The sequence below is a fragment of the Clostridium thermosuccinogenes genome (assembly GCF_002896855.1).
GTDB classification, from domain to species: Bacteria; Bacillota; Clostridia; order Acetivibrionales; family DSM-5807; genus Pseudoclostridium; species Pseudoclostridium thermosuccinogenes.
The window spans coordinates 912,752-936,603 of the sequence record NZ_CP021850.1 but is presented as its reverse complement, the minus strand read 5'-3'; the positions used below and the strand labels follow the sequence as shown (position 1 = coordinate 936,603).

The 23,852-nt window shown below is 43.9% G+C and carries 23 protein-coding genes; 4 read left to right on the top strand and 19 right to left on the bottom strand.

The window, feature by feature from the left end:
- Position 1: 1 nt before the first annotated feature.
- The 15 genes from CDO33_RS04180 to CDO33_RS04110 all read right to left on the bottom strand — a co-directional run bounded on the left by CDO33_RS04180 (position 2) and on the right by CDO33_RS04110 (position 17,786).
- On the bottom strand, positions 2 to 1,405 hold the full coding sequence (locus CDO33_RS04180; protein ID WP_161496416.1) for a glycosyltransferase: 1,404 nt from the start codon (positions 1,403 to 1,405) through the stop codon (positions 2 to 4).
- A gap of 183 nt (positions 1,406 to 1,588) precedes the next feature.
- On the bottom strand, positions 1,589 to 2,191 hold the full coding sequence (locus CDO33_RS04175) for an acyltransferase (protein ID WP_202849464.1): 603 nt from the start codon (positions 2,189 to 2,191) through the stop codon (positions 1,589 to 1,591).
- Between the two features lie 88 nt (positions 2,192 to 2,279).
- The gene (locus CDO33_RS04170; RefSeq protein ID WP_103079962.1) at positions 2,280 to 3,476 is read right to left on the bottom strand and encodes a glycosyltransferase; all 1,197 of its coding nucleotides are present in this window, start codon (positions 3,474 to 3,476) and stop codon (positions 2,280 to 2,282) included.
- A 222-nt stretch (positions 3,477 to 3,698) separates the two neighbouring features.
- Positions 3,699 to 4,823, bottom strand: a complete 1,125-nt coding sequence (locus CDO33_RS04165; protein WP_161496685.1) for an EpsG family protein — start codon at positions 4,821 to 4,823, stop codon at positions 3,699 to 3,701.
- 389 nt (positions 4,824 to 5,212) lie between these two features.
- A complete protein-coding gene (locus CDO33_RS04160; RefSeq protein WP_103079964.1) occupies positions 5,213 to 6,478 on the bottom strand; it encodes a glycosyltransferase family 1 protein in 1,266 nt (421 codons plus the stop codon).
- A 17-nt stretch (positions 6,479 to 6,495) separates the two neighbouring features.
- Positions 6,496 to 7,395 (bottom strand): glycosyltransferase family 2 protein, encoded by a 900-nt coding sequence (locus CDO33_RS04155; protein WP_103079965.1) that lies wholly within the window; start codon positions 7,393 to 7,395, stop codon positions 6,496 to 6,498.
- 12 nt (positions 7,396 to 7,407) lie between these two features.
- On the bottom strand, positions 7,408 to 8,568 hold the full coding sequence (locus CDO33_RS04150) for a glycosyltransferase family 1 protein (protein ID WP_103079966.1): 1,161 nt from the start codon (positions 8,566 to 8,568) through the stop codon (positions 7,408 to 7,410).
- A 14-nt stretch (positions 8,569 to 8,582) separates the two neighbouring features.
- Entirely contained in the window at positions 8,583 to 9,644 is a 1,062-nt protein-coding gene (locus CDO33_RS04145) for a glycosyltransferase family 2 protein (RefSeq protein WP_161496418.1), read from the bottom strand.
- Positions 9,544 to 10,773 (bottom strand): glycosyltransferase family 4 protein, encoded by a 1,230-nt coding sequence (locus tag CDO33_RS04140; RefSeq protein ID WP_103079968.1) that lies wholly within the window; start codon positions 10,771 to 10,773, stop codon positions 9,544 to 9,546. The genes CDO33_RS04145 and CDO33_RS04140 overlap by 101 nt, the downstream gene beginning before the upstream one ends.
- A gap of 63 nt (positions 10,774 to 10,836) precedes the next feature.
- Positions 10,837 to 11,487 (bottom strand): acetyltransferase, encoded by a 651-nt coding sequence (locus tag CDO33_RS04135; protein WP_103080010.1) that lies wholly within the window; start codon positions 11,485 to 11,487, stop codon positions 10,837 to 10,839.
- 16 nt (positions 11,488 to 11,503) lie between these two features.
- Positions 11,504 to 12,100, bottom strand: coding sequence for a sugar transferase (locus tag CDO33_RS04130; protein ID WP_103102771.1), 597 nt, complete (start codon positions 12,098 to 12,100; stop codon positions 11,504 to 11,506).
- 18 nt (positions 12,101 to 12,118) lie between these two features.
- Positions 12,119 to 13,267, bottom strand: coding sequence for a DegT/DnrJ/EryC1/StrS family aminotransferase (locus CDO33_RS04125; protein ID WP_103102770.1), 1,149 nt, complete (start codon positions 13,265 to 13,267; stop codon positions 12,119 to 12,121).
- 93 nt (positions 13,268 to 13,360) lie between these two features.
- A complete protein-coding gene (locus CDO33_RS04120; RefSeq protein WP_161496419.1) occupies positions 13,361 to 15,211 on the bottom strand; it encodes a polysaccharide biosynthesis tyrosine autokinase in 1,851 nt (616 codons plus the stop codon).
- Positions 15,212 to 15,462: 251 nt separating this feature from the next.
- Positions 15,463 to 16,413: an L-lactate dehydrogenase gene (locus CDO33_RS04115; RefSeq protein WP_103079970.1), complete on the bottom strand. Its 951-nt coding sequence runs from the start codon at positions 16,411 to 16,413 to the stop codon at positions 15,463 to 15,465.
- A gap of 299 nt (positions 16,414 to 16,712) precedes the next feature.
- Positions 16,713 to 17,786: an NAD(P)/FAD-dependent oxidoreductase gene (locus tag CDO33_RS04110; RefSeq protein ID WP_103079971.1), complete on the bottom strand. Its 1,074-nt coding sequence runs from the start codon at positions 17,784 to 17,786 to the stop codon at positions 16,713 to 16,715.
- Between the two features lie 242 nt (positions 17,787 to 18,028).
- Between CDO33_RS04110 and CDO33_RS04105 the strand changes: the two genes are divergently transcribed.
- The 4 genes from CDO33_RS04105 (at position 18,029) to CDO33_RS04090 (ending at position 20,102) form a co-directional block, all read left to right on the top strand.
- Positions 18,029 to 18,244: a hypothetical protein gene (locus CDO33_RS04105; protein WP_103079972.1), complete on the top strand. Its 216-nt coding sequence runs from the start codon at positions 18,029 to 18,031 to the stop codon at positions 18,242 to 18,244.
- Positions 18,245 to 18,251: 7 nt separating this feature from the next.
- The gene (locus tag CDO33_RS04100) at positions 18,252 to 18,479 is read left to right on the top strand and encodes a ferritin-like domain-containing protein (protein ID WP_103079973.1); all 228 of its coding nucleotides are present in this window, start codon (positions 18,252 to 18,254) and stop codon (positions 18,477 to 18,479) included.
- An 8-nt stretch (positions 18,480 to 18,487) separates the two neighbouring features.
- On the top strand, positions 18,488 to 18,931 hold the full coding sequence (locus tag CDO33_RS04095; RefSeq protein WP_103079974.1) for a hypothetical protein: 444 nt from the start codon (positions 18,488 to 18,490) through the stop codon (positions 18,929 to 18,931).
- Between the two features lie 97 nt (positions 18,932 to 19,028).
- Positions 19,029 to 20,102: an FAD-dependent oxidoreductase gene (locus tag CDO33_RS04090; protein ID WP_103079975.1), complete on the top strand. Its 1,074-nt coding sequence runs from the start codon at positions 19,029 to 19,031 to the stop codon at positions 20,100 to 20,102.
- A gap of 36 nt (positions 20,103 to 20,138) precedes the next feature.
- Here the strand turns inward: CDO33_RS04090 and CDO33_RS04085 are convergent, their stop codons facing one another.
- The 4 genes from CDO33_RS04085 to CDO33_RS04065 all read right to left on the bottom strand — a co-directional run bounded on the left by CDO33_RS04085 (position 20,139) and on the right by CDO33_RS04065 (position 23,851).
- Positions 20,139 to 20,609, bottom strand: a complete 471-nt coding sequence (locus CDO33_RS04085; RefSeq protein WP_103079976.1) for a hypothetical protein — start codon at positions 20,607 to 20,609, stop codon at positions 20,139 to 20,141.
- A 184-nt stretch (positions 20,610 to 20,793) separates the two neighbouring features.
- Complete coding sequence (locus CDO33_RS04080; protein WP_103079977.1) at positions 20,794 to 20,907, bottom strand: S-layer homology domain-containing protein; 114 nt, start codon at positions 20,905 to 20,907, stop codon at positions 20,794 to 20,796.
- An 868-nt stretch (positions 20,908 to 21,775) separates the two neighbouring features.
- Positions 21,776 to 22,444: a V-type ATP synthase subunit D gene (locus tag CDO33_RS04070; protein ID WP_103079978.1), complete on the bottom strand. Its 669-nt coding sequence runs from the start codon at positions 22,442 to 22,444 to the stop codon at positions 21,776 to 21,778.
- Between the two features lie 27 nt (positions 22,445 to 22,471).
- Positions 22,472 to 23,851, bottom strand: coding sequence for a V-type ATP synthase subunit B (locus CDO33_RS04065; RefSeq protein WP_103079979.1), 1,380 nt, complete (start codon positions 23,849 to 23,851; stop codon positions 22,472 to 22,474).
- Between the last annotated feature and the right edge of the window lies 1 nt (position 23,852).

The following is a 23,852-nucleotide window of genomic DNA, read 5'->3' as shown; positions in this document are numbered from 1 at the left end:
TCTACCCCTCTATCAACCTGTAAAGCTTGTTAATTTCACTCCTGTTTCCGCTGCTCTCCTTTTGCAAATTGGATACAAGCGAATCCCTCAAGGCTTTGCTGCCCATTAAAAGCTTTATGCTTTCACAGAGCCCCTCCGGGCTCATATCCGACACGAGCCCGTTAACCTTATCCTTGATCTGGTCTTTAACTGTACCATAGCAGGTAACCACAACAGGCCTGCAAAGCACCTTGGCTTCTTCAACGGCAATGGATTTGCCCTCATACCTCGAAGGCTGCACATATATATCCGCATTTTTCATGCAAGGATAAGGATTTTGCATTGAGCCTTCCAGCAGGAAGTATTTCTCCAGATTGTATTCCTTTATCTTTTTCTCCAGCTCTGCCCTAAGGGGACCTTCACCAATAACTCTCCAGATAACCTCATGTCCACCGTTTATCAGCAGTCGGCAGGCCTCCAGCGCCATATCTATTCCTTTGGGATAAGCCAACCGGGCAACAGTAACCAGCTTCACCGGTTTTTTGAGGGCAGCTTGGGCTGCCATTCCTTTCTTCCCTTCTTTTACCCTCTTTGCCTCATTATCTTCTACTTCCTTCCCTGTTTCTTTTATTACCTCTATCTCTGCTGTCCCTTTAGCATTTTCTGCTTCTTCTGTCCTTATCTCTTTTACTTCTGCTTCCCCTTCGGCTTCCTGTGGCTCTTTCTCCCCTTTCACTCCATTGAGCTCCTCTGTTTCTTTTATTTCATCCATCTCCTTTATACCCGCCATCCTTCTGATCAGTTCCGGCAGCAGGATGTTCTCAATTATCATCACCTTGTCCTTATGGGCAGGAAACATGTCTTTCAGCACCCTGGCGCATTCCTCCGAAACGGTAACTATATAATCCAGCTTGCAAAAATACCTGTCTTCAATCCTTTTATTTATATCAAGCCGGGAATAGTTTGTATGGACCCATCCGATTTTTTTGCTGGCCTTCACCTTGTCTGCGATAAAATAAACCGGGTTCTTTTCCATATACCCTATGGCGGCATAATACTGATGATCCAATGCCGGCAAAGCTCTCCGGACATACCTCCACAAGTGCTGCTCCACCCGCTCCGGGGAACTGAATGTCCTGCACAATGCTGCCTGCATCACCCTGCACAACATGAGGTCAGGCCTTCCTTGCCTTGCCAGAGTCTTCATGGAACTCGCAAAGGAACTGTTCATTACCTTCCAATACTCAGGGCCCGGAAGGAGGTTAATCTCCGGCGGCACCAGCTCCAGGAACAATCCATCGGCATCAAACAGGAACAAATCCACTTCAAAGGAGGAGTAATCAATGCAGTTCAGCAGTGTAACCAGGCTTTTTTCAGCTCCACCGCACCCGAGATTGTTCATTGCAAACAATAATCTTTTTTTCATAAACCACCTTAACTGTGCCGCAGATAACATTTCAATACATATGCTATAATATGCGGACATGTACCGATAAATTCCATTGAGTTGTGACTTAATCGACGCTGAAAAACCAGAAAAAGCCATCGTTGCGGATAAGGAAGTCCTTGATTGGATTGCATCTGCCCATCAAAAGGTGAATCTTTTATCTCATTCATATGGGATGATCTCCCTTTGCCTTTTATTAAGAAAAACAGAGTTGGGCGGCACATCCCCTTTAACTATGCTGCCCGCAGCAATCACCGCATTGTCTCCTATATGGGTGTTCCTAAGGATGACAACGTTGGAACCGATCCACACATTGCTTCCTATTACCACTTCACCGGTAAGCAGCCTGTCAGTTGTCTCTTTCCGGTAATTGTGATCATGATCGTATATGCAAACATTCTGCCCTATTTTTGTATAACTGCCGATGGATATCCTTCTTACACAGTTTATATTGCAGTTATCATTGATAAAAACCTTCTCCCCCAGAACCAGCTCGCTGTCGAAATCCACCCGGATGGTGACATTCTTTCTTATGAATACAAAGGGATTTATGGTAATCTTTGATTTTTTGCAGTATACATCCATCCTGCTTCTCGCCCCCAAAAAGTAAAGGCCTCCTTTTATATTTCTGAAATAAAGCATCTTGTATATCAAAGCTCTGAAAATCGCTATGCTGTTTGTAAGATACATTATGAAAAAGTAATACGCTCCCCTCTGCCTGCATTCATCAAGCAGTCCTTTTACTATCTTTTTTGCCTTTTCCATGGGTATTTCCTCCCGGCTTGCCTTATGATAGCTCCATATCACATTTTTCACAGAATGCCTTTGTCAAAATGTCGGTGATCCTATACCGTCATGCTTCCATCAATCCATATAATTTCTCTATTTCATAGACATTGAAATAACTTGTACTCAAGGTATTTTCCTCCAGCTTCCTTCTCATTCCGGGATTGTCAATCAGAAGCTTTATCCCCTTCACAATGCCGTCAACTCCCTGCTCTGTGATGATTCCATCAAAGCCATCTCTCACCTGGCTGGCAGCTGTGGGATAGTTGGTGATCAAAACTGGCTTCCCCAGCACCTGGGCTTCGGTTACGGTTACGGCCTTTCCCTCGTAACGGGACGGCTGAACATATATGTCACAGGCTTTTATATACGGATAGGGATTGAGCTTTTTACCCAGCAAAATAAATTTATCCTCCAGGCCGAGGTTTCTGATCAAGTCCCTGATGCAAGCTTCCTCGCATCCATATCCGACAACATACCATTTAACCTTATATCCTTGATCCAGCAGCACTCTGCATGCCCTTACAGCGTCGTCAATCCCCTTGGCAAAGGCAAGCCTTGCCACCGTTACCAGCTTGATGTCCCGGTCATTATCATTTATCTCTCCGGATACATCCTCCTTGGCCATTTTTCTTATATAATCCGGAGAGGTTATATTTTCAATGACCACCGTGCGCTCCTCAAACTGGGGATACCTTTTTAGAAATGCTGTCCTGCACCCGTCAGAAACAGCTGCTATCCGGTCAAACTTTCCCCACATTTCCGCATCCAGTTTGTTGTCAATCTCCAGGCATGAATAATCCGTGTGCACCCACGCTATCTTTTTCCTGGCATTGACCTTTTGTGCAATAAAATAATGAGGCCATAAATAACTGATGGCGACATCGTATTGCTTTTTAAGCCGCGGAAGCACCGGGAGGGAAAATTTCCATCCCAGCTGCATCGGAATAAGGCCTGACTCCTTGTAACCCTTCCGGATGGCAGCCAAATGTCCCAAATATTTAGCCGCTATCCGGGAGAGAGCAATTGCCGGATGTCCGCTTCTCAGCACTTCGGATACAGGCTTTCTGAAAGAGGCATATTGCGGTATTTCAGGAAGCAAGTTGGGGCCTTCCGGCAGTAAGTCCATAAATTCCCCATGATGCCTGAAAAGCATAAGATCGACATCAAATCTGCCGTAATCAAAGCTCTCCAGCAAGCTTATAAGGCTTCTTTCAACCCCGCCTATCTCCATATCGAAAGCAGATATCAGAATTTGCACCATACTGTCCTCCGATCATATATAAAATAACTATCTTGCTCTTTCAGTTAATGCAGGAAGAAACCAGCATACAGCTATTGTTGTCCCAAGCTGCTCGTGTAATAGCACAACCGCAAATCTACTGCTTAAATTGAAGAATCAACTTTATACAGGAATGTAAGCAATATTCGCATACATCAACCTAATTTTGCTATCGTGATTGTTTTCCATCGCAGCAATGCAGTACTAATTAAACAGGACATTCCTATAATAGTCGCTCCAACCGACAACCTGGTACCCACTGAAAGCCAGATAGAAGACGATGATTCCGGCATAGATCACAACGCTCTTTTTCCGCGGGTAGAAAGCCAGCAACCGTGGTATGAGCACCAGGTTAAACAGATCAAAATATATGCAAAGCCTGTAAAAATACAGGTATTGGGTGCTGAACATATAAAATATCAGGTTGAACAGGGACATAAAAATGAAGATGCTGCTTTCCGGCCATTCCTTCTGCAGCCGGTCCCGGACAATGAAAGCCATAACTATGGGTATCAGCGCTACAAAAATCCTGAGTATATTGGTGGAAGCGCTGTTATTGAGTATATCCTGGCCATAGCCGGCATAGGATGTTTTCTCCACCAGCTTTACAAAAAATTCTATGAAAGGCCTGAATACCACCACCAACCCTGTGGAAATCCCCACAATAGCCCAAAAAGTTTTGCTCCAAGCTTTTTTCCCGGCCAGAAAATAAACCGGCAGCAGCAAAAGAGCCGACTGATGGAACGTGGATGCCACCAATATCGCAAGAAAATATTTTAAACCATCCCTTTTCAATATGAATTTTACAGCCCAAAAACATATGGCTCCTGCCATCGACTGCCGGATTCCATTCATACTGACATAATAAAGCACTGTTCCGAAATACAAAAATATGCCAAGCTCAAAGGGTTTTGCATATTTATAGAGCGTCAAAACAATAAAAAGATTTGTAATAAAGGCTGTAGTAAATATGAGAATCTGAGGGTTGTCTGATATTTTAAGCAAAGCAAGCATCAAAAGGCCAAAACCTGCATCTCTGGATCGGATATCGATCTCAGGGTTTGATGCCAGCAGCCTGTAGGAGTGGGCATAGGCTGATGTATCCCCGATGCTGTATTCTGATCTGAATCCCGATACTATCACAAGTACAGCAAATATCAAAAGCTTGCTCACCCTTGACAATACCGGCGAGTTATATTTACTGTTAGCTCCCAGGTAAGCAATCACATAGGTTATAGCTAAAGCTCCATAATAAACGTATATCATATATGCACCTTTCTTCTGAAGTGTGTGGCACTCTTTCATGAGCATTTTGAGCACATGCATCATATATGATTTATATAAAATCAGTTTGAATTCAGCTAATTGAAATGGATGATTGTTGTTCCGAAAGGATTCAAAGCACATACGGTATTGCCTAAAATCACCGAGTTTGCCTGTACACTGTGAAGTCTTGTCTCACAGGTCATTTCCAGTCGTTTATACGTACTTTGGTGCCTTGCAGCTATGCTCTTAAGTATGAATCCTTTCTACACAATCAATGCATCCATTATTAGCTGAATTCATTCCTAAATTATATAGGATAAATGACTGCAGATAACATGCTGCTGAACTTTACTCTTAGCACTTGATATCAGCCGATGCCAATCCACAACTACATAGCTGGGCCGGTTTTACTCTATCCATGTGCGCCTTGGTTTAGCTGTGCTTTTGCCCCATCACATTTGCAAGCCATAGATATTGTAAAGAGTCTTTACGGTAGTCCTCAAATCGTATCCATTTTCTGATATGGCCTTTGTGGTAGCCTCCGGAGGAATCCTTTCCCTTTTCAGGCTGCTGATTATTGCTTCGTACCATGAATCCAGACTGTCCCCAAGGCTAACCTTTTTTATGAGTCCCAACCCCATATCGCACTCATCAGGTATGGTATCGGATATGACACAGGGAGTGCCTGCTGCCTGTGCTTCTATGAGAACTATCCCCAGCCCTTCATACAACGATGGAAAGACGAATATGTCAAACATGCGCATGTACAGGTGGATGTTTCTCTGAACTCCCAAGAATTTTACATATCCATCCAGCCCTTTATCCATTACTTCCTTTTCAATGCGCTCCCTTAAATCTCCCTCTCCTATCAGCACAAGCTTAAAGTCCAGTCCTCTGCCGACTAGGAATTCAGCTAATTTAACCAAGAATGCGTGGTTTTTTTGTTCTCCAAACTTACCCACATGCCCTAGCACCAGGGTGCCCTCACCAATACCCAATTTCGCTTTCAAATCGTTTATTTCATCAATTTTAACGGATTTATAGGGTGCCAGATCCACAGCATTGTATAAAATATCCACCTTCCCTTTCATAAGGGATTTTTCTCCGAACAGGAACCGGCCTGCCGCTTTTGTACATGCTACGTTTTCGGTGGCGTTCAGTTTTATCAGAATCCTCATCAGTATAAAATAAATCTTTCTTATAAATATGTGTCCATGATCTCCTTGCGTGTTATGGGAGTGGCAAATTCTCGTCCTCACTCCAGCCAGCCTTGCAGCCAGCAGGGCGAGACCGGAATTGAAAAGGGTGTGGGCATGAACAGCATGATACGGACCGTATCTTTCGATTATATCCTTCATATCTGCTACAAACCTTACCGGATTTGATACATTGGGAGGTGCAACATAGAATATCCGTCCGCCCAATGCCTTGATCTCATCATCATAGTGGCATTTGTTCGTGGTAAAGGACACAAAATCGAATTGGATCCTGCTCCTGTCAATCTTCCTGTAAAGATGCATCAGCATCGTTTCCGCACCACCGATGTTCATACCTCCGGTGACCTGCAAAATCCTCACTTTTCTTCCGGTTCTTTCGGTTTTTGCGTTTATCCCGGCTCCCTCCTCCTGTTCAGTTATTCCGGGTCCTCTCACTTTTTCGGTTATTCCGCCTATTTCGGATCTTTTAGCTCTTAAGGCTCTCCCTTTTTCTTTTCTCATTTTGCCTCATCATCCCTTCAACAGGATTTTTTCATTCCGTCTACCTTCCACAGGATATATGCATACAGCAGCATGCCCCAAGGGATTGCCAGGATAGTAAGGAGCTTGCAGGGTGACTCTTTAATGAAAGCCGGATTCTTTGAGATAAAACTGCTGGATACATAATGCACGGCCTGTCTGAACTTGTAGAACATGCTTCCATACGGCAGCTTCATCGCTTCCTTTCTCCAGAAGGCGAAACCTTTAGGGTTTTTAAGATATTGCTTCAGCATGTTCTTTGTGGAACCGTCATCCATGTATTCTACATAGCAGACCACCTCGTTCATGATCAACAGCTCATATTCCTTGTCCAGCATGGCATATTTATAGGCCAGGTTTACATACTTTTCCCCCGGGAACACAGGATAGGGATACTTTTTGGTAAGTTCGGACCTGTAAATAAGCTTTTTGTCTCCCTTGACCCCATAAACATTATATATGCTGAAAAGAGTTGCCATTCTGACCCGCTCCGGAAGACGGCTCCCGATGATGCTTCCATCCGTACGGGCATCCAAAGCTATAATACCGCTTACTTTATCGCTTCCATATCTCTTCCAGAAGGTTACGATTTTCTCCACCGCATCATCGGCTAAATAATCATCGGAATCAACGCATATATTGAGCTCCGTATCAATAAGCTCATAAGCAGTGTTGTGAGCTCCGTGCATGCCTTGGTTTTCCTGGTAATGGTACAGTATTGGCACCTTGCCTTCTGAAATCCAACCATCCACAAGCTCCTTTGTATTATCCGTGGAGCCGTCATCTATAATGAGCCAGACAAAATCCTTGCAAGTCTGCCTTTTCATGCTCTCATAGCAGCGTCCAAGGATATACGCCCTATTATATGTAGGTGTGAAAACAGTAAGTGTAGGCTTCATACATGACCACCTCTATGCACCCGCATTGCCCGGAAGCACATCAACTGCTCCGAGCTCACCGTAATTCTCCGCGTTATGTATATAGAAGTCCTGTATTGACCGTGATATATGGACAATGTCGAATCCGCTTTTTATCAAGGCTTCCTTTGAATCCACACGGTTCAAGCTTACGTTCAGCGCTTTTTCAGCCCAAGCTTTAGGAGGCTCCTTAAGGCTCACAAATCTGACCAGGCCTGCCCCGATATCCGACTCTTTGGAAACTGCGTCGGAAACGATGCACTCAAGTCCGGCAGCCTGGGCTTCGACCAACGCCATCGGCAGGCCTTCGAAAATCGATGGAAATAAGAAAATGTCCATGACCTGCAACAGCCGGGCAACATCGCTGCGCATCCCCAGAAGTCTTACCGAACCTGTAAGCCCCAGCTTTTCGATTTTCTTTAGGATATTAGGTCTCAGATATCCATCCCCTGCCAGCAGCAGAACTGAATCCGTCCTGACGTTATGAATCTCCTTAAATACCTCCAGCAAAAAGGCGTGATTTTTAGACTTGTCAAACCGTCCCACGTGCCCGACCACGAATTTATCCTCCAGCTCCATTTCCCTTCTCAGTTTACTTCTTACCTCATGGTCGTACTTGAAGGTGTCATAATCCACTCCGTTCTTTAATATCTCAACTCCGCTGTTTTGTGCGGCATATCTTTTAAACAGCCACTTTCCTGCCTCAGTCGAACAGGCATAGCAATGGGTGGCATTTTCCCTGAAAAAAAATCTGCCGTAGTATCTGAAAGGCAGTTTGTAATCCAAAGGTAGATTGCTGGTATGGCTATGAGCTATCCTTACCGGTACTCCTGCCTTTTTTGCAGCCCGTAGGACAAAGCTGCTGTTCTCATTTATATGCGAGTGGACAATCCTGTATTCCGGATGATGGGAAAAAATTTCATCCAGTTCTCTGAAATATCTTGCATACCGTTGAGGCCTGATGGGCGGAAATCTAAATATTCTTCCTCCCAACTCCTGAATTTCCTGATCATAGGCTCCTTCCTCAAGCCTGTGGGTCAAAAAATCAAATTGAACTTTACTGCGGTCAATGTTCCTATATATGTTCATAAGCATGGTTTCAGCGCCCCCGCGGTTCATGACGGTAACCACCTGCAATACCCTTATCGGCTCCATACATTACCCCCGACTCATCTTACGATATTTATCAATAGCTTTATGGCCTTGACCATGATATAAAAGCCCATGCCATTCTTGTTTTTCGCAAACCGGTAGAACACTCTCCAGTGCAGGGGAAGCTCTGTAATATCAAACTTGCTGAAGGCGTTTGCAATATATTCCTCCGAAAGCATTTCCCTCATCTGTCCGACCTTTTTAATGCAGCCGGCTTTGTTATCCTTGGCAATTATGTTAAGTCCCAGCCCCATTACCCCCAGGCAGATCCTGTTGTTCAAGGCTTCATAAAACACTGGAGCATAGCCGTTTTGACAAAGAAAGTCATGGATCAGATCTATCAATCTCTTTCTCTGCTCCACCAGGTTGGGCCTGTACCGGCCGGTGACAGAAACCCGGGAAGTTTTTCTATAATGATAATAAGGCATGTCAATGAACATGATGGATTCGGCATTATTAAAGGCATATAAATTGAACAGCAGGTCTTCGCAGCTGCCGATCTCTTTCAGGGAGCAAAATGCAATATCCTTTAAGAGACGCGCATCGTAAAGCTTGTTCCATATTACGCCGTGCATGTCAAGGCTCTCCGTAACCGGTATTTCTCCAGCAGCAGGGCCTATCATTTTGCGCAAAAATTGCCTGCATCCGTCTTTCCCTTTAATTACGGTACCATCCTTAATGCCCATGTTCTTCACCCGGGAGTGACCGGCGAATTCCCTTACATAGCCACACATAACTATATCCATCTTTTTGTCCGCCGCCATCCGGTACATGACCTCATACATTTCCCTGTCTATCCAGTCGTCGGAATCCACAAACCCTACAAACCTGCCCCGCACATGCTTTAATGCCTCATTTCTTGCTTCGGAAACCCCTTCATTCTCCTTGTGAATTACTTTCAGCCTCTTATCTTTTCTTGCATAATCATCCAGAATGCTGCCGCTGTTATCGGTAGATCCGTCGTCAACAGCAATAATTTCAATTTTTCTTAATGTCTGTGACAGGATGCTGTCCAGGCATTCCGGCAGATATTCCTCCACATTGTACACAGGTACTATCACACTGACCAACGGCTTCATCAGCTTCACACCCATATCTTTGATATATTCGGATCATTTCCCCTGCAGCGCTGTCCAGGCTGTATGTGTTCAATACACGCTCCCGTGCCTTTTCGCCCATAAACTCGATTTTATCCCTATGCTCATAAAGCTCTATAATATATTGGGAAAACCTGTCGGCAGAGTTTTCCGAGACCAGTCGGCCGGTCACACCATCCATAACCAGTTCCCTGTGTCCCCGGTTGTCCCTGGCTATGACTGGTCTGCCGCAGGCCATCGCCTCTATTATGTTAACCGGTAAGCCCTCCCTCAAGCTGCCGGCCACTGCCACATTGCACATTTTTGCGAACTCATCCACATCCTTCCTGAATCCCAGAAAATCAACCACATCATTGACACCAAGCTTTTCTGCCAGCTTCCTGTAATATTTGCCCATATGGCCGTCACCAACCAGCAAAAGCCGGATAGTCGGTATTTTATGCCTGGCTTTGGCCACAGCTTTTATAAGCAGCCCCTGGTTTTTGTTTTTGTTGAGCTCCGCCACATAATACAGCAAAAAGTCTTCTTCTCTATATCCATGCCTTTCCCTAAGCCTGTTTCTTTCACTATGGCTTACCGGGCTAAAGCGCACGGTGTCAACCCCCACCCCGTGCACATGCTCTATGCTTCCCGCTTTGAATTTATGTTTCGATGCCAGGCGGTAATCTTCATAATTGATGGTTATAAGGCAGTCGGTATAATGGGACAGCCATCGCTCCAGCGGATAATATACAATCCAGTTGGTTAGAGGAGATCCTTTGTAGAAGTGGAAACCGTGAGCAGTGTAAAGAACTTTTGTGCCGGACTTTCTGGCGTCCCTGGCGGCGAGTCTGGCTAATACCCCGCCCATCGGCGTATGGGCGTGGACTATATCGTATCCGTTCTGGTCCATGATCCTTTTTAGATCTCTGTATGCCTTAACATTTCCAAGCTTTATAGGAGACCTTTCCATGCTGATGTTGTACTTCCTGTCGCAATAGGGAAGCTTCATATCTCCCCGGGCTGCGACATGGACCTCCCAGCCCTGCTCCTGAAACCATTTCATGTACGGAAGGTGAAAAGCCTTGAAATGATAGTCCACGGTCGCGCAATAAAGAATTTTTTTACGCATTTACCCCTCCATATTTTTCATACCGGTTCCATATAAATAAATTTATGTTTCCCCACCGATGATTTATGCCGGTTTTATGTTATTTTTTATCACCCTTGCCGGTACACCTACAGCGGTGCAATATGGAGGAAGGTCATGGATCACGGTTGCTCCGGCCCCAACAATTGTGCCTTCTCCTATTGTCCGGTTCTGTATGACGGTAGATCCGCTTCCCATGGTTACTCCTTCACCAATGTCCACATGACCTGAAACGTTTACATTCCAAAGCAGGGAGCAGTAATCCCGGATTACCGCGTCATGTCCTATCCCGCACTTAGGGCTGATAATCACATGGTTTCCTATGGTTACGTTTGTTGAGAGTACCACACCGGGGTAAATTATGTTTCCCTCGCCAATGGAGTTATCAGGGGATAGATATACCGACGGATGGATGATATTGGCGAATCCTTTAACCTTTTGCCTGACAGCGCAGATTATGCTTTTTCTGACGGCACAATTGGCTATTGCGCATACTACATAAGCCTCTTTGAAACTATCAATCCGGTCCATTCCTCCCAAAACCTTGTACCGGTTTACCAAAGCTCCGTGGAGCCGTACATCATCATCAATGAATCCCAGCAGGTTCCATTCAGCGCCTGCCTGATTTATCTGTTCCACCACCATTGCCGTTTCCCTGCCTACCCCTCCGGCTCCTATAATCACCAAATCCTTCACGTTCCAGCCCTCCAAATCAGTTATATCCATTAAACCTTTCCACCGTAACCATACCGGATTGGTTAATGCCTTCCCGCTTCAATACCCTAACAACTGTCATGAGAATAATCTTTATGTCCAGCCACAACGACCAATTGTCCACATACCACAAATCCAGTTCAAACTTCTTTTCCCAGCTGATGAGGTTTCTCCCGTTTACCTGTGCCCAGCCGGTTATGCCGGGAAGGACATCATGCCTCTTCATCTGCCTTTCGTTGTAAAGGGGCAGGTAGTCTACCAGCAAAGGCCTCGGACCCACAAGACTCATATCTCCCTTTATGACATTGAGCAGCTCCGGCAGTTCGTCCAGACTCGTGCTTCTAAGCCATTTTCCAAAACCCGTCAGCCTTTCTGCATCCGGAAGTGGATTTCCATTGCTGTCTTTTGCATCCACCATGGTTCTGAACTTATATATCCTGAATATCCTGCCTTTTCTGCCCACCCTTTCCTGCGTGAACAGCACAGGGCGTCCCAGCTTGACTAAAACCAGCACCGTTATTGCGATAATCAATGGCATACCCAGTATTGCGGCCACCAGGCTCAAGGCTATGTCTAAAAACCTTTTGGCAAGCATATGTATTTCCACCCTAAACTATTTTTTAAAGAGCTTCCTGATTACGCTCATAACCCTGTTTAAATCTTCATCCGTCATTTTGGTGTCGGAAGGCAGACATAGCCCCCGGTTAAAGATATCTTCAGATATGCTTGTACCTGAATCGCTAAAAGGATAGAATCGGCAACTCTTGAATACAGGCTGCAGGTGCATGGGCTTCCATACCGGCCGCGACTCGATGTTGTTGTCCTCCAGCTCCTGGAGTATGTCCAGCGGTTCAACTCCACATCCCTGCTTCAGAGTGATCACCGTCAGCCAGTAATTGGGCTCTCCATATGCGGCTATCGGCATAAATTCAATATCCTCCAAATCCGACAGGCCTTCCTTGTATGCCATATAAATATGCTTCTTCTTTCGGATTCTTTCGTGAAGCACCCTTAGCTGTCCTCTGCCTATACCTGCCAGCACGTTGCTCATCCTATAGTTATATCCCACTTCACTATGCTGATAGTGTCTTGCAGCATCCCTGGCCTGGGTCGCCCAGAAACGGGCTTTCTTTATGGCCTCTTCATCGTCGGATACCAGCATGCCCCCACCTGCTGTCGTAATGATTTTGTTCCCATTGAAGGAATATATGCCGAAATACCCAAGGGTTCCGCTGTATTTTCCCCGGTAAGTAGCTCCCAAGGATTCTGCCGCATCCTCTATCACCGGTACGTTGTAGCAGGCGCAAATTTCCTTTATCTTGTCCATATCAGCACTTTGACCATAAAGGTTGACCACTATTACCGCTTTGGGCATTACTCCTTCAGCAGCGCTATCCTCGAAAGCCTTTTTGAGGGCTCTGGGAGACATATTCCAGCTTTCAGGTTCTGAATCTATGAATATCGGTTCTGCACCTTGATATAATATTGGATTACAGCTGGCTGCAAAGGTAAGGGATGAGCAAAAGACCTTATCCCCTCTTTTTACTCCTAGATATTTCAAAGCCAGATGGATTGCCGCAGTACCGGAAGACAGCGCTGCAGCATGTTTTATACCTACCAGTTCGGCCAATTCCCTTTCAAACATATCCACATGTGGACCTAAGGGAGCTATCCAGTTGGTATTAAAGGCTTCCCTGACAAATTGCTCCTCCAATCCGCCCATATGCGGTGAAGATAAATATATTCTCTTGCTGTCCCTCATTTACATACCCCCACAAATGACAGCCTTCCTGAATTTACTTATATCTATGCAAGTTGTCCGGGCAATATTAACAGTTTTAGGTAATCCGACCTGCTAGCTTTCGTTTGCTTTTGGGGAAGGGAACACCGTAATCTGCTCGTTCATGCCATTAACATCATACTCACCAGCGTCCGGTACATGCTTTTTTCCTGCCCTTCTTCTTTGAATCCTTGCCAGCTTTTTATACTTTTTACAAATGTCCGCCTCTTTTGATCCGTTCAATACTATTCCAAGAATTTTACCATCTGCAAACTGCAGGAGTTTTTTTGCTTTTAATGTGTTATATCTGCTCGATTTGCCGGAATAGACCACGAGGATATATCCATCGATGTATTCCGACAGGACGCAGGCATCCGTCACAAGATTCAAAGGTGGGGTATCCAGGATTATATAGTCAAACTCTCTGCGCAGTACCTCAATAAGATATTTCATATGATCCGATGCGAGGGCCTCCACAGGCTCAGTTAATATCTCCCCGGCAGCCAGTATTGAGAGATTTTCTACTTCGCTTTTATGTATGGCAAGAAACCATTCGACTTCATTCATAAGTATGCTGGACAGACCGATTTCCGATGTCTTGAATATCGAATGCACATCCGGCTTTCTCATGTTGCAGTCCACCAGTATTGTCTTCTTGTTATCCTGAGCCAGCGCCACTGCCAAACTGGATGCGGTTACGGTTTTTCCCTCTCCCGGCATGCCGCTGGTTACTGCGATGACGCGGGCATTGTCTGATGTAAAATAGATATTGGTTCTTAAAATCTTGCATGCCTCAGAAGCGGCATAACTCAATTTCTCTGATAGTCCGAAGCCGGATTTTAAAAACTTCCTTCTCTCTTCCGGTATGAGCCCGATTACGGATAGCTGCAGGCTTGATTCCACATCCGTCTCCGTCCTTAAATTGTCATTCATAAATTCCATGGCAAATATCAGCAGGACTGACAGAACAAGCCCGGCTGCCAAACCGGCTGTTACATATAGTCTGTCTCTTGATATAACTATCTCCTGAGGTGTTTCATCCTTCTCAAGTATTTTCAATTCACTGGAGGGATAAAATTGCTTTACCTCATCGATATAGGTTTCTACAAAACCATTCAGTACAGTTATGGCTTCATCATGATCAGGCCACCGGATTATAACATCCAAAAAGGGTGTATTTCTATAAAGGTCAACAGATACACGGCCTTTTAAAAAAGCAGTGGATGTTTTCAGATTTGCTTTTTCTATTACCTTTTTTGCAACGGAGTTCGTTTTTGCAATGGCATAGAAAGCTTCTTCCGGTACCTGGTAGCTGGAAATATTGGCGGCCCGGTACTGGGGAGGATTGGTAGCGCTGCTGGCAGAGTCGATTCCTATTACCAGCCTGGCTGATATCCTATATAACGATTCGCCAACCCCTCTGGGATTTCTTTCCCTATCAATCACCCTGATGCTGCTGGCGGGAAAAATGTTTTTCACTTCATTGATATATGCTTCTATCAGGGTGTCCAGTATTTGGCCAGCCTCCTCGCTGTTTACCCAGCTGAATGTCAGGTCCAGGTAAGGCGTTTCCGGCTGATGTACGGCATCTATAAGACCTTTTATCTCATCGGCGGTGACATTAAGACCGTGTTTTTCTATGATTTTTTCTGCCACAGCAGAGGTATTGGCGATAACCCTATAAGCTTCCATAAGCTCCAACACACCAGCAATGCTGTCGCCGTTAAACTGGGGCGATGCATCCCTTACATAGCTACCCACCATTAGTGATGCCCTGGTCTCATAATAAACAACAGTTTTTATTTTTGTATAATATATGGATAAAGCCAATGAAAGAACCGTCAGGAAAATAATTATATAGAATTTTCTTCTCAGTGCACCCAGAACATCCTTCAGTTCGATGTTAAATACCGGCTCGTTCCTCAATAATCTCCCCTCCAGTAAAAATTGAATAAATCTCAATCCCGGCATATTCATAAAAGAATATATTCATGCCTGTACAATTTTAGAACATTGCTAAAATAGAAAAACGGTGAATCCTGAGATTCACCGTTTTATCATTTATTCTTAGCATTTATTTAATTGTTTGATATCAACCTTTTGGTTAAAGCCTTCTCTTCCAGAAAGGCAATCCCTGAACCGGAAAGCTTGGGATTATCCCCGAATGCATATAGTCCTTATATATCTTTCACCTGATCGATTATAGCCTTTACCTGATCGGCAGAATACCTAAGAGCTTTGAGCTCCTCATCCGTGAGGCTGATGTCCAGAACTCTGTCCACTCCATTACTGTTCACTATACAAGGCAGGTTTAATGCGACATCATTTATTCCGTACTTGTTGTTTATAACACTGCCTACTGTCATTATGGAGTTCTGGTCCTTCAACAAAGCTTCTACAATCCTGTTAACCGAACAAGCTATGGCATAATAAGTCGCTCCCTTATTTTTTATGATGGTTGCTCCCGCCATCTTGACTTCCTGAACTATTTTCTGCTTGTCCTCTTCAGTAAAACTGATATTATGGGCTTTGCAATAATCGTCAATCTTCATTCCGGCAATATTGACACCGCTCCAAACAGGCAGTTGGCTGTCTCCGTGCTCTCCAATCATGTATCCATGGATGTTTCTTACATCCACATTAAGCTTCTCGCTCAACAGGTATCTGAACCTGGAACTATCGAGAACCGTACCTGAACCCATCACCTTACCTTCAGGAAGCCCTGCCCATTTGTGGAACATATAAGTCAGAACATCCACCGGGTTGGCTACCATAAGTATAACCCCTTGGTTGTAATATTTCATGACATTTTCGGCAATACCCTTCATTATGGATACATTCTTCTTTGCAAGATCCAGACGGGTTTCACCGGGCTTTCTGTTAACTCCGGCAGTTATGATTATTATGTCGCAGTCCTTGCAGTCTGAATAATCACCCGAATAAATTGACATGGGACTCAGGAACGATAAGCCGTGATTTATATCCATAGCCTCACCAAAGGCTTTTTCCTTATTAACATCAATGAGAACCATTTCGGCTACCAGCCCGTTAATAGCCATTGCAAAAGCTGTAGAAGCTCCAACAAATCCACTGCCGATTATTGCAACTTTTGATTTGGATTTTACCATATTTACTTCCTCCTTTTAAACGCATTGTCAATATATTAACACATAATACATGATAAGTGCAAAACAAAAAACGTTAATTATTTATCAAATATTCGGTTTTTGCATATCTTTCATTATCTATTGAGTTATCAGTCTGCATTTCTCCGTTTTTACGCCAAAATTATTCAGGAAAGGAGTTTAAGAAAGATGAAGAAATATGGTGGGTCGGTTTTTGTCCAATTTACTGCACTACGTGTAAAATAAGCCCTTCAGCAATTGTCTTCCGCTTAAATATCATAGTAATTTGACAAAACCAATTGCTATCGTCGCTTCAACAAGTCTTGCAACTTTGAAATTACCGTGCTATGGGCTGTCGGTCGGAACAAAGGAGCTTTATATGTAAGTTCTCTTTCCGGGATGCGTCCGATGGCAGACAATACCTTTATATAATCCTCATTGTCATAAGTATTGAGGATATTCCTCAGCTTGGAAACCCTGGCTGCATGCTTTAATAATGGCCTGGAAAGCCTGTTATAATCCATGTCTTTTGCAATGGATCTGGCTGCCAGTATGCCACTTTCCACAGCTCCCATCATGCCGAAGCCAAAAAAATCATCGATAAATCCTCCGGAGTTGCCTACAAAACAAACATTGCCGACGCTTACATTTTTCAGCTTTCCGATTTTGGACTCATAATCCCTGGTTTCAGTTATTATATACCTCAAGTCCTCCTCTTCAAGAAAAGCCATCCAATAATGATCCATCTCATCATAGGTGATGTCGTTTACCGTCAGCACCAGATTGGCTTTAGCGCTGTTGCAAGGTATGAGATAACCATATCCGTTTCTGGCATACTTTGTATTCAACCATATTTTTATACAGTCGGTCCTGAAGCTACCCAGCACCGCAGCAACCCTGACAAAGGAGCTGAAAGACAAAGTCCAGACTCCCATTTCTTTAGCAAAGCTCTCTTCCCCGGTAGCAGCAACCACATAATCATATCTGTCCTCTATATAATCCAGCTCAACCTGCTCATTAAAGGTTATCGGTGTGCGAATCATTGCAGCGATTTGATTTTCAAATGAATTCTCCTCTCTTCCCCTTGTAAAAATATATCCCAAATCTCCTATTACAGATATTTCCTGCCTGTCGCACTTGATGGTGATCTCCCGTAAAGTATCCAAAGGTGCGATATTCAGTTTGTACTTTCTGTTTATATATTCTAGAGGATCACAATGCAGCCTGCCCAACACGCTGATCATGGCAGCCGCATCAACGATCTTCTCTCCTGCTTGATGACTTTTTTCAAGTATCACAGGCTTTATGCCATACCTTTCAAGCTCATATGCACAAGCCAACCCGGAAATTCCTGCACCTGCTATAGCAACTTTCATATTTCTTCAATACCGCCTCTTTTTCTTTATATCAATTTTTCTTTATATCAATTTTTCTTTATATCAATTTCCTTTACAACTTTTTTCTCAAATCCACCGTTGAGAATAATATTTGCCTATGGGACAAAAAATATTAATAAGCACCTTATGTAAAAAAATGTTTGAGCATCCATACCAACAGAAAGCTTTGCAAGGTAAAATGGGAAAAGCCTGATCCGGCACTAAATAAAAGGAGGTTTCGCATGAAAAGGATTCCCGATGAATTCATAATAAGCATGGTCTTTAAATCGGCTATCGATCGGGAGGAACTGCTGATCAAAAAATATGAAGATTACTCCAAGAACATGAAATCAGAAGAACTGAAAGAAATGATCGATGAGTTTAAAAGCGAGGCACAGGGGCATATTAGCATGATAAAGGATAAAATCATGCAGTTGAATCTGCAAGGGTTAGGGTGACGTCACAATGAGAGAAGTGGACATGCTGAAAGACATACTGAACTACAGAATTTCAAGCCAGATTTTGTACAATGATTATATGATAAAGGTAAGAAATCCAGAAATAAGAAAGATGTTTGCAGAGCTGAGGGACGATGAAATGCGCTCTATCGTGCGCCTCCAGCAGAGAATAGAGAGGCTTGAATCCAAGCCTAAAATCATAGCAAAGATATTTACATCCAAGCCCAGATATTGAGGTGGCATATGAGATGGATAATTTTTTTTGCAGCCAGCTGGATTATTTTTTTATACCTGATAGACTGGAAGAAGCTAAAAGCAAACATTTGGTGTGGGATGTGGGCGGCATTGCTTGCCCTGATCGTAGATATGCAGGCTGTTGACCTTGGCCTGTATAAGATAGAAGGTCCTTTGATGTTTGCCAACACAACGCCTTTTTTCTTATTCGGACCGGTTTTTGTCATAGGCACGCTGCTTGCCCAGTTTTATCCGCGAAAACGCTTTTGGAGGATAATAAATATCATTGTGCTTACTGCCATATATTCAGCCATAGAAATCATGCTGGTGATTTCAGGCGATGTTGTATATATGAACTGGCATTTGTACAACAGCCTGACGGTCAATATACTGGCATTGATGGTAATCGGATGGTTTTCTGTGGTAGTGCTAAATAAAGGAAAAGAGGGATAGATTTGAATCTTGCTTTGTTCACAATATTAACCGCTATTGGTTCAGTTCTCGTAATAGTTTGGTTTAAAGTTTTGGAGAAGTATGGAGGTTAGCTTCTATGAAAGTTGCCATAATCGGTGCCGGCCTTGCGGGATTGTCCTGTGCCCACGAACTGGAGAAATATGGAGTAAGGCCTGTCATTTACGAAAAAAACTCCTATATAGGAGAGCAGATCAGCCATGTGTCGGCCATCCTTGAAATAATAAACCGTCCTATCAAAGATGTCGTCAAGTATTTTAAAGAACAGTTTGATATAGATATAAAGCCTCTTAATACGGTGCGCACCATCAGCCATCACTCTCCCAACATAAACGCTACCATTAAAGGAAATTTCGGATACTTCTTTAAAAGAGGCAATGATAAGGATTCCCTCAAAAATCAGCTCTTCTCAAGTCTAAAAAATTCAGAACTGGTTTTTAATCACTATGGTGACTATATTGAGCTTAGCAAAAAGTTTGATTATGTGGTGATTGCCACTGGTGATTATAACTTTACCGAAGAACTGGGCTGCTGGTTTGAAAGGGTGACCACCTATGTCCGGGGCGCTGTCGTTCTGGGTGATTTTGATATAAACACTCTTAATGTATGGTTAAATAAAGATTACTGTAAAAACGGATATGCTTACTTGACACCTTTTGACTCCAAAAGAGCCTCCATAGCCCTTATTGTAACCGATGTAAATGAAAAGGAGATTGACTATTACTGGGATCTGTTTTGGTATACGGAAAAAATAAGGTATACCATAGTCCAGGAATTCAAACTAAAGCATAAAAGTGCCCAGGTATATCCTTATCGTGTGGATAATATTTATATTGCCGGGGATGCCGCAGGAATTGTGGATCCATTTCTGGGCTTCGGCCAGTTGAGCTCCATAACGACGGGAGTGATGGCTGCTCGTTCTATTATGGAAGGGTTGGATTACAGTACCCTTATAAAAGACATAAGAGACAGAAACAACAAGCTGCTGGAATTCAGGAAAGCTTTCAATGGCGCCACCAACAAAGAATTTGATATGTTGATGGCGGTGATAGGCCTTCCGGGAATCAAGCAGATCATATACGACACTCCGCTGGATGTGGTGAAGCTAGGTTCTGCAATCCTGAAGAAACTACCGATTGACAAGAAATTATGAAGCATTGATTTATCAAGACTTCTGCCGTCTCCGTCTTTATGTTAACTGATAATTCTTAAATTTACCCAGATATCTGTATAGCAATATAACCCAGGCATAGGTAAATGCATATGTAACCACCGACCAGGGCATAGCCCGCCATCCTGTAAACACTAACGTACCGGTATAAACTCCGGCAAATTCAAAAGCCAGCATTGCCCCAATCCAGATTAAAGTATATAAAAATACCTTGCTGCGAGCTTCAGGAAGATACAGGCTAAATATCACATTCAAAGGCGGATACAGGAATAACCCGGACAGCACCATACAAATATTGGAGATGGCAGGGTCTATGTAATAGTACAATCTCATTTGCGTGCCCAGTATAATATCATAGGCTAAGGATATCACAGCTGTTACAATGGCGATGATCCAATGTCTCAAGCCTGCAGGCCGGAACCCGTAGGTTATCACTATTAATGCTACCCATACTGCTGCTATTGATATATAGAAGAATGCATAAGCCATTTAACTGCCTACCTTTCCTTAATGGATTCAGTAATATATTCATATTATCCATGAATTTCATTGACGTTATTCAAAAAAGAATTTCCTCCTCAAAAAAGGCTCTTAAAATAAGGCTCCCGCAAAGCCAATAAGAAAGAGGCAGAACGCGATGACGTGAAAAGATGGTTTCTAAAAAGCATAGCTTTTATCGAGTTGTCCAGGATTTTACCACTTCAGCTCTGGTGATATCGTCCTTCGGATTGAAATTTCCATTGGGATCCCCATTAGCCAGCAAAACACTTATGAGCCTCTCGCTCATCCACTTACACTCCTCTCAAAATAATATAACGCAAAGTATATTTCGGCAGAAATTTTACAAACTTTACAGTTTAATTACAATAATGTTAATTTTTCTTAATTTCGTACAATGTTACCGTTGCCGAAGGTATATGCACCGTACTCCAAATTTGAGAATCCCCTCTTGAGAATATGCCATTTTTAGGGTTGAGTCGCAAAGTCATCTGTTTTTTATCCTTAAGCTTTCACATCTGCAATGTGGATATAAAAGAACGCATGCTTACTCGCCAGTTTATCCGGAAACACATAAAACAGGGAGCAATTTCGCAGAATATCAATATCGCTTGCTATATGGGAAAGCTCATGGGATTAAACTTTCATGGGATTAAACTTTCATGGAATTATATCTTCATGGAATTAATCCTTGATGATGCATCAAACGATTTTTGCCTTCAACAAAAGCTCTTTTAAGCCTGAGCCGGGATTGGTTACCGCTCGTTTTGACACGTGGATTGCAGTAACTTTATTCTGCTAGCTATTAAAAATAAATCCCTGAAAGCACAAAGAAACTCCTTAAAAGACTCTTTTAAAAAAAGAAGCTGCTTACTGCGTCCTGATATGCCCCCCCCAAAGTAAACAGAGTTTATTTTTACTCCGTCTACTTGGCAGAGATCAGTTCATCCTGCAGACAGCAACTTCTTTTTCTATTTGCATTAACTCCATCACGATTAATATAACACAAACTAAACATTATACTGCAAATTAATATCTTTCATATCGATTGGATAACAAGCTTTTACAGCTTTATATGTCAGTATTGTATATCTATTTTTATATAACATTAAACTGGTATTAAGGCAAGCTTCATGCCTGCTCTTTATAACTGTCTCTTATTCCCCGTTCAGTCTTTCCTCATAATGGTGTGCCTGCTCCAGCATCATATCCTTCACTTTCATGAGCCGGGTTATATTTCCTCTCTCATTTTCCTCCAGCTTCATGGCGATGTAAGTTATGGTTTCCGTAAGCTGCGGTATCAGCACATACTCCAAAGCATTCACGCGTCTTCTCGTCCTTTCGATTTCCTCTGCCAGGAGCTGTGCCGTTTTCTCCGTTTCCGCCAGCTCCAGCATGTAGGGCAGAGCGGATGCCAAGGCGGCTACTGAGGCGTCCAGCTCGCTGGAGGTGGATGCAAAGCCATAGGAATATATATCTCCGTCATCACCGCCGTCCGCTTTATAATTTAATACAGGCACATCCACGCTCATTATATTGCGGCTTCCGACATCCAGAGAAATGCTCTTCTTGGGAAACATTAGGGCTTCTTCCAGAACTTCAGAGGACATGACTGCCCTGGCCACCAAAAAGTTGGTGTAGGAATCTGAAATCAGCTTCTCCACCTTCTCCCTCAATTCCTTGTTCTTTCGCACCGTATCCAGGAATTTTTTCATCAGCTCATCCCTTTTGTCCTTGAGAAGCTTATGTCCTCTTCGGGCAACGGCAAGCCTTTTTTTGAGCCGAGTCATTTCCATACGTGTCGGATTTACATTCATAACTGCCATATCATTTCTCTCCTCTTTCCGGCGGCATTAGCCCTTGTTCTCCGGCAGGTACTTATCCAGATATTCATCCCGTATACGCTTAAGTTCGGCCCTGGGGAGTATTGAAAGAAGGCTCCAGCCTATATCGAGGGTTTCCTGGATGCTTCGGTTTTCATCAAATCCCTGGGATACATAATCCTTTTCAAACCTGTCAGCAAACTTTGCATATAGTTTGTCCGTATCCGTAAGAGCAGCCTCACCCAGGATAACAGCCAGTTCCTTCGCCTCCTTGCCCCTTGCATAAGCGGCAAAAAGCTGGTTCATCGTATCGGCATGATCTTCCCTGGTCTTTCCTTTGCCTATACCCTTATCCTTAAGACGGGAAAGGGATGGAAGCACATCTATGGGAGGCTCTATGCCCTTTCTGTTCAACTCCCTGCTCAATATTATCTGCCCTTCCGTTATATATCCGGTGAGGTCCGGAATCGGATGGGTCTTGTCATCCTCAGGCATGGTAAGGATGGGTATCAGGGTTATGCTGCCCTTCTTGTCCCTTTTTCTACCGGCCCTTTCGTATATGGTGGCCAGGTCGGTATACAGGTACCCCGGATAACCTCTTCTTCCCGGGACTTCCTTCCTTGCCGCGGAAACTTCCCGCAGGGCTTCGGCATAGTTAGTAATATCAGTAAGTATAACCAGCACATGCATGTCTTTTTCAAAGGCGAGATACTCTGCTGCCGTAAGGGCCATACGAGGTGTGGATATGCGTTCGATGGCCGGGTCGTTGGCGAGGTTTACAAACAATACCGAACGGTCTATCGCCCCGGTTCTCCTGAAATCCGAAATGAAGAAGTTTGCTTCCTCAAAAGTGATACCTATTGCAGCAAATACAACGGCAAAATTGCTGTCCTCATCCATAACCCTGGCCTGTCTCGCTATTTGGGCAGCCAGCTGCGCATGGGGCAATCCCGAGCCGGAAAATATAGGCAGCTTCTGGCCGCGCACCAGAGTGTTAAGACCATCTATGGCGGATATGCCGGTCTGAATGAATTCCGAAGGATAATCCCGGGCTGCAGGATTCATAGGAACTCCGTTTATATCCAGCCGGGTATCCGGTATTATGTTGGGGCCTCCGTCGATAGGCTTTCCCATTCCGCTGAATACTCTTCCCAGCATATCAAGAGATACCGGGAGCTCAATGCCTCTGCCCAGGAACCTAACCTTGCTCTCCGCCACATTTATACCAGCGGAGCTTTCGAAAAGCTGAACCAAAGCATTATCGCCATTCACCTCGAGAACCTTGCACCGTCTCGTATCCCCGTCGGGCAGCTCTATTTCACCCAGTTCCCCGTATTTTACACCACTGACATGCTTGATCAGCATCAAAGGACCAGCTATCTCCGATATTGTTTTATATTCCTTCAGCATC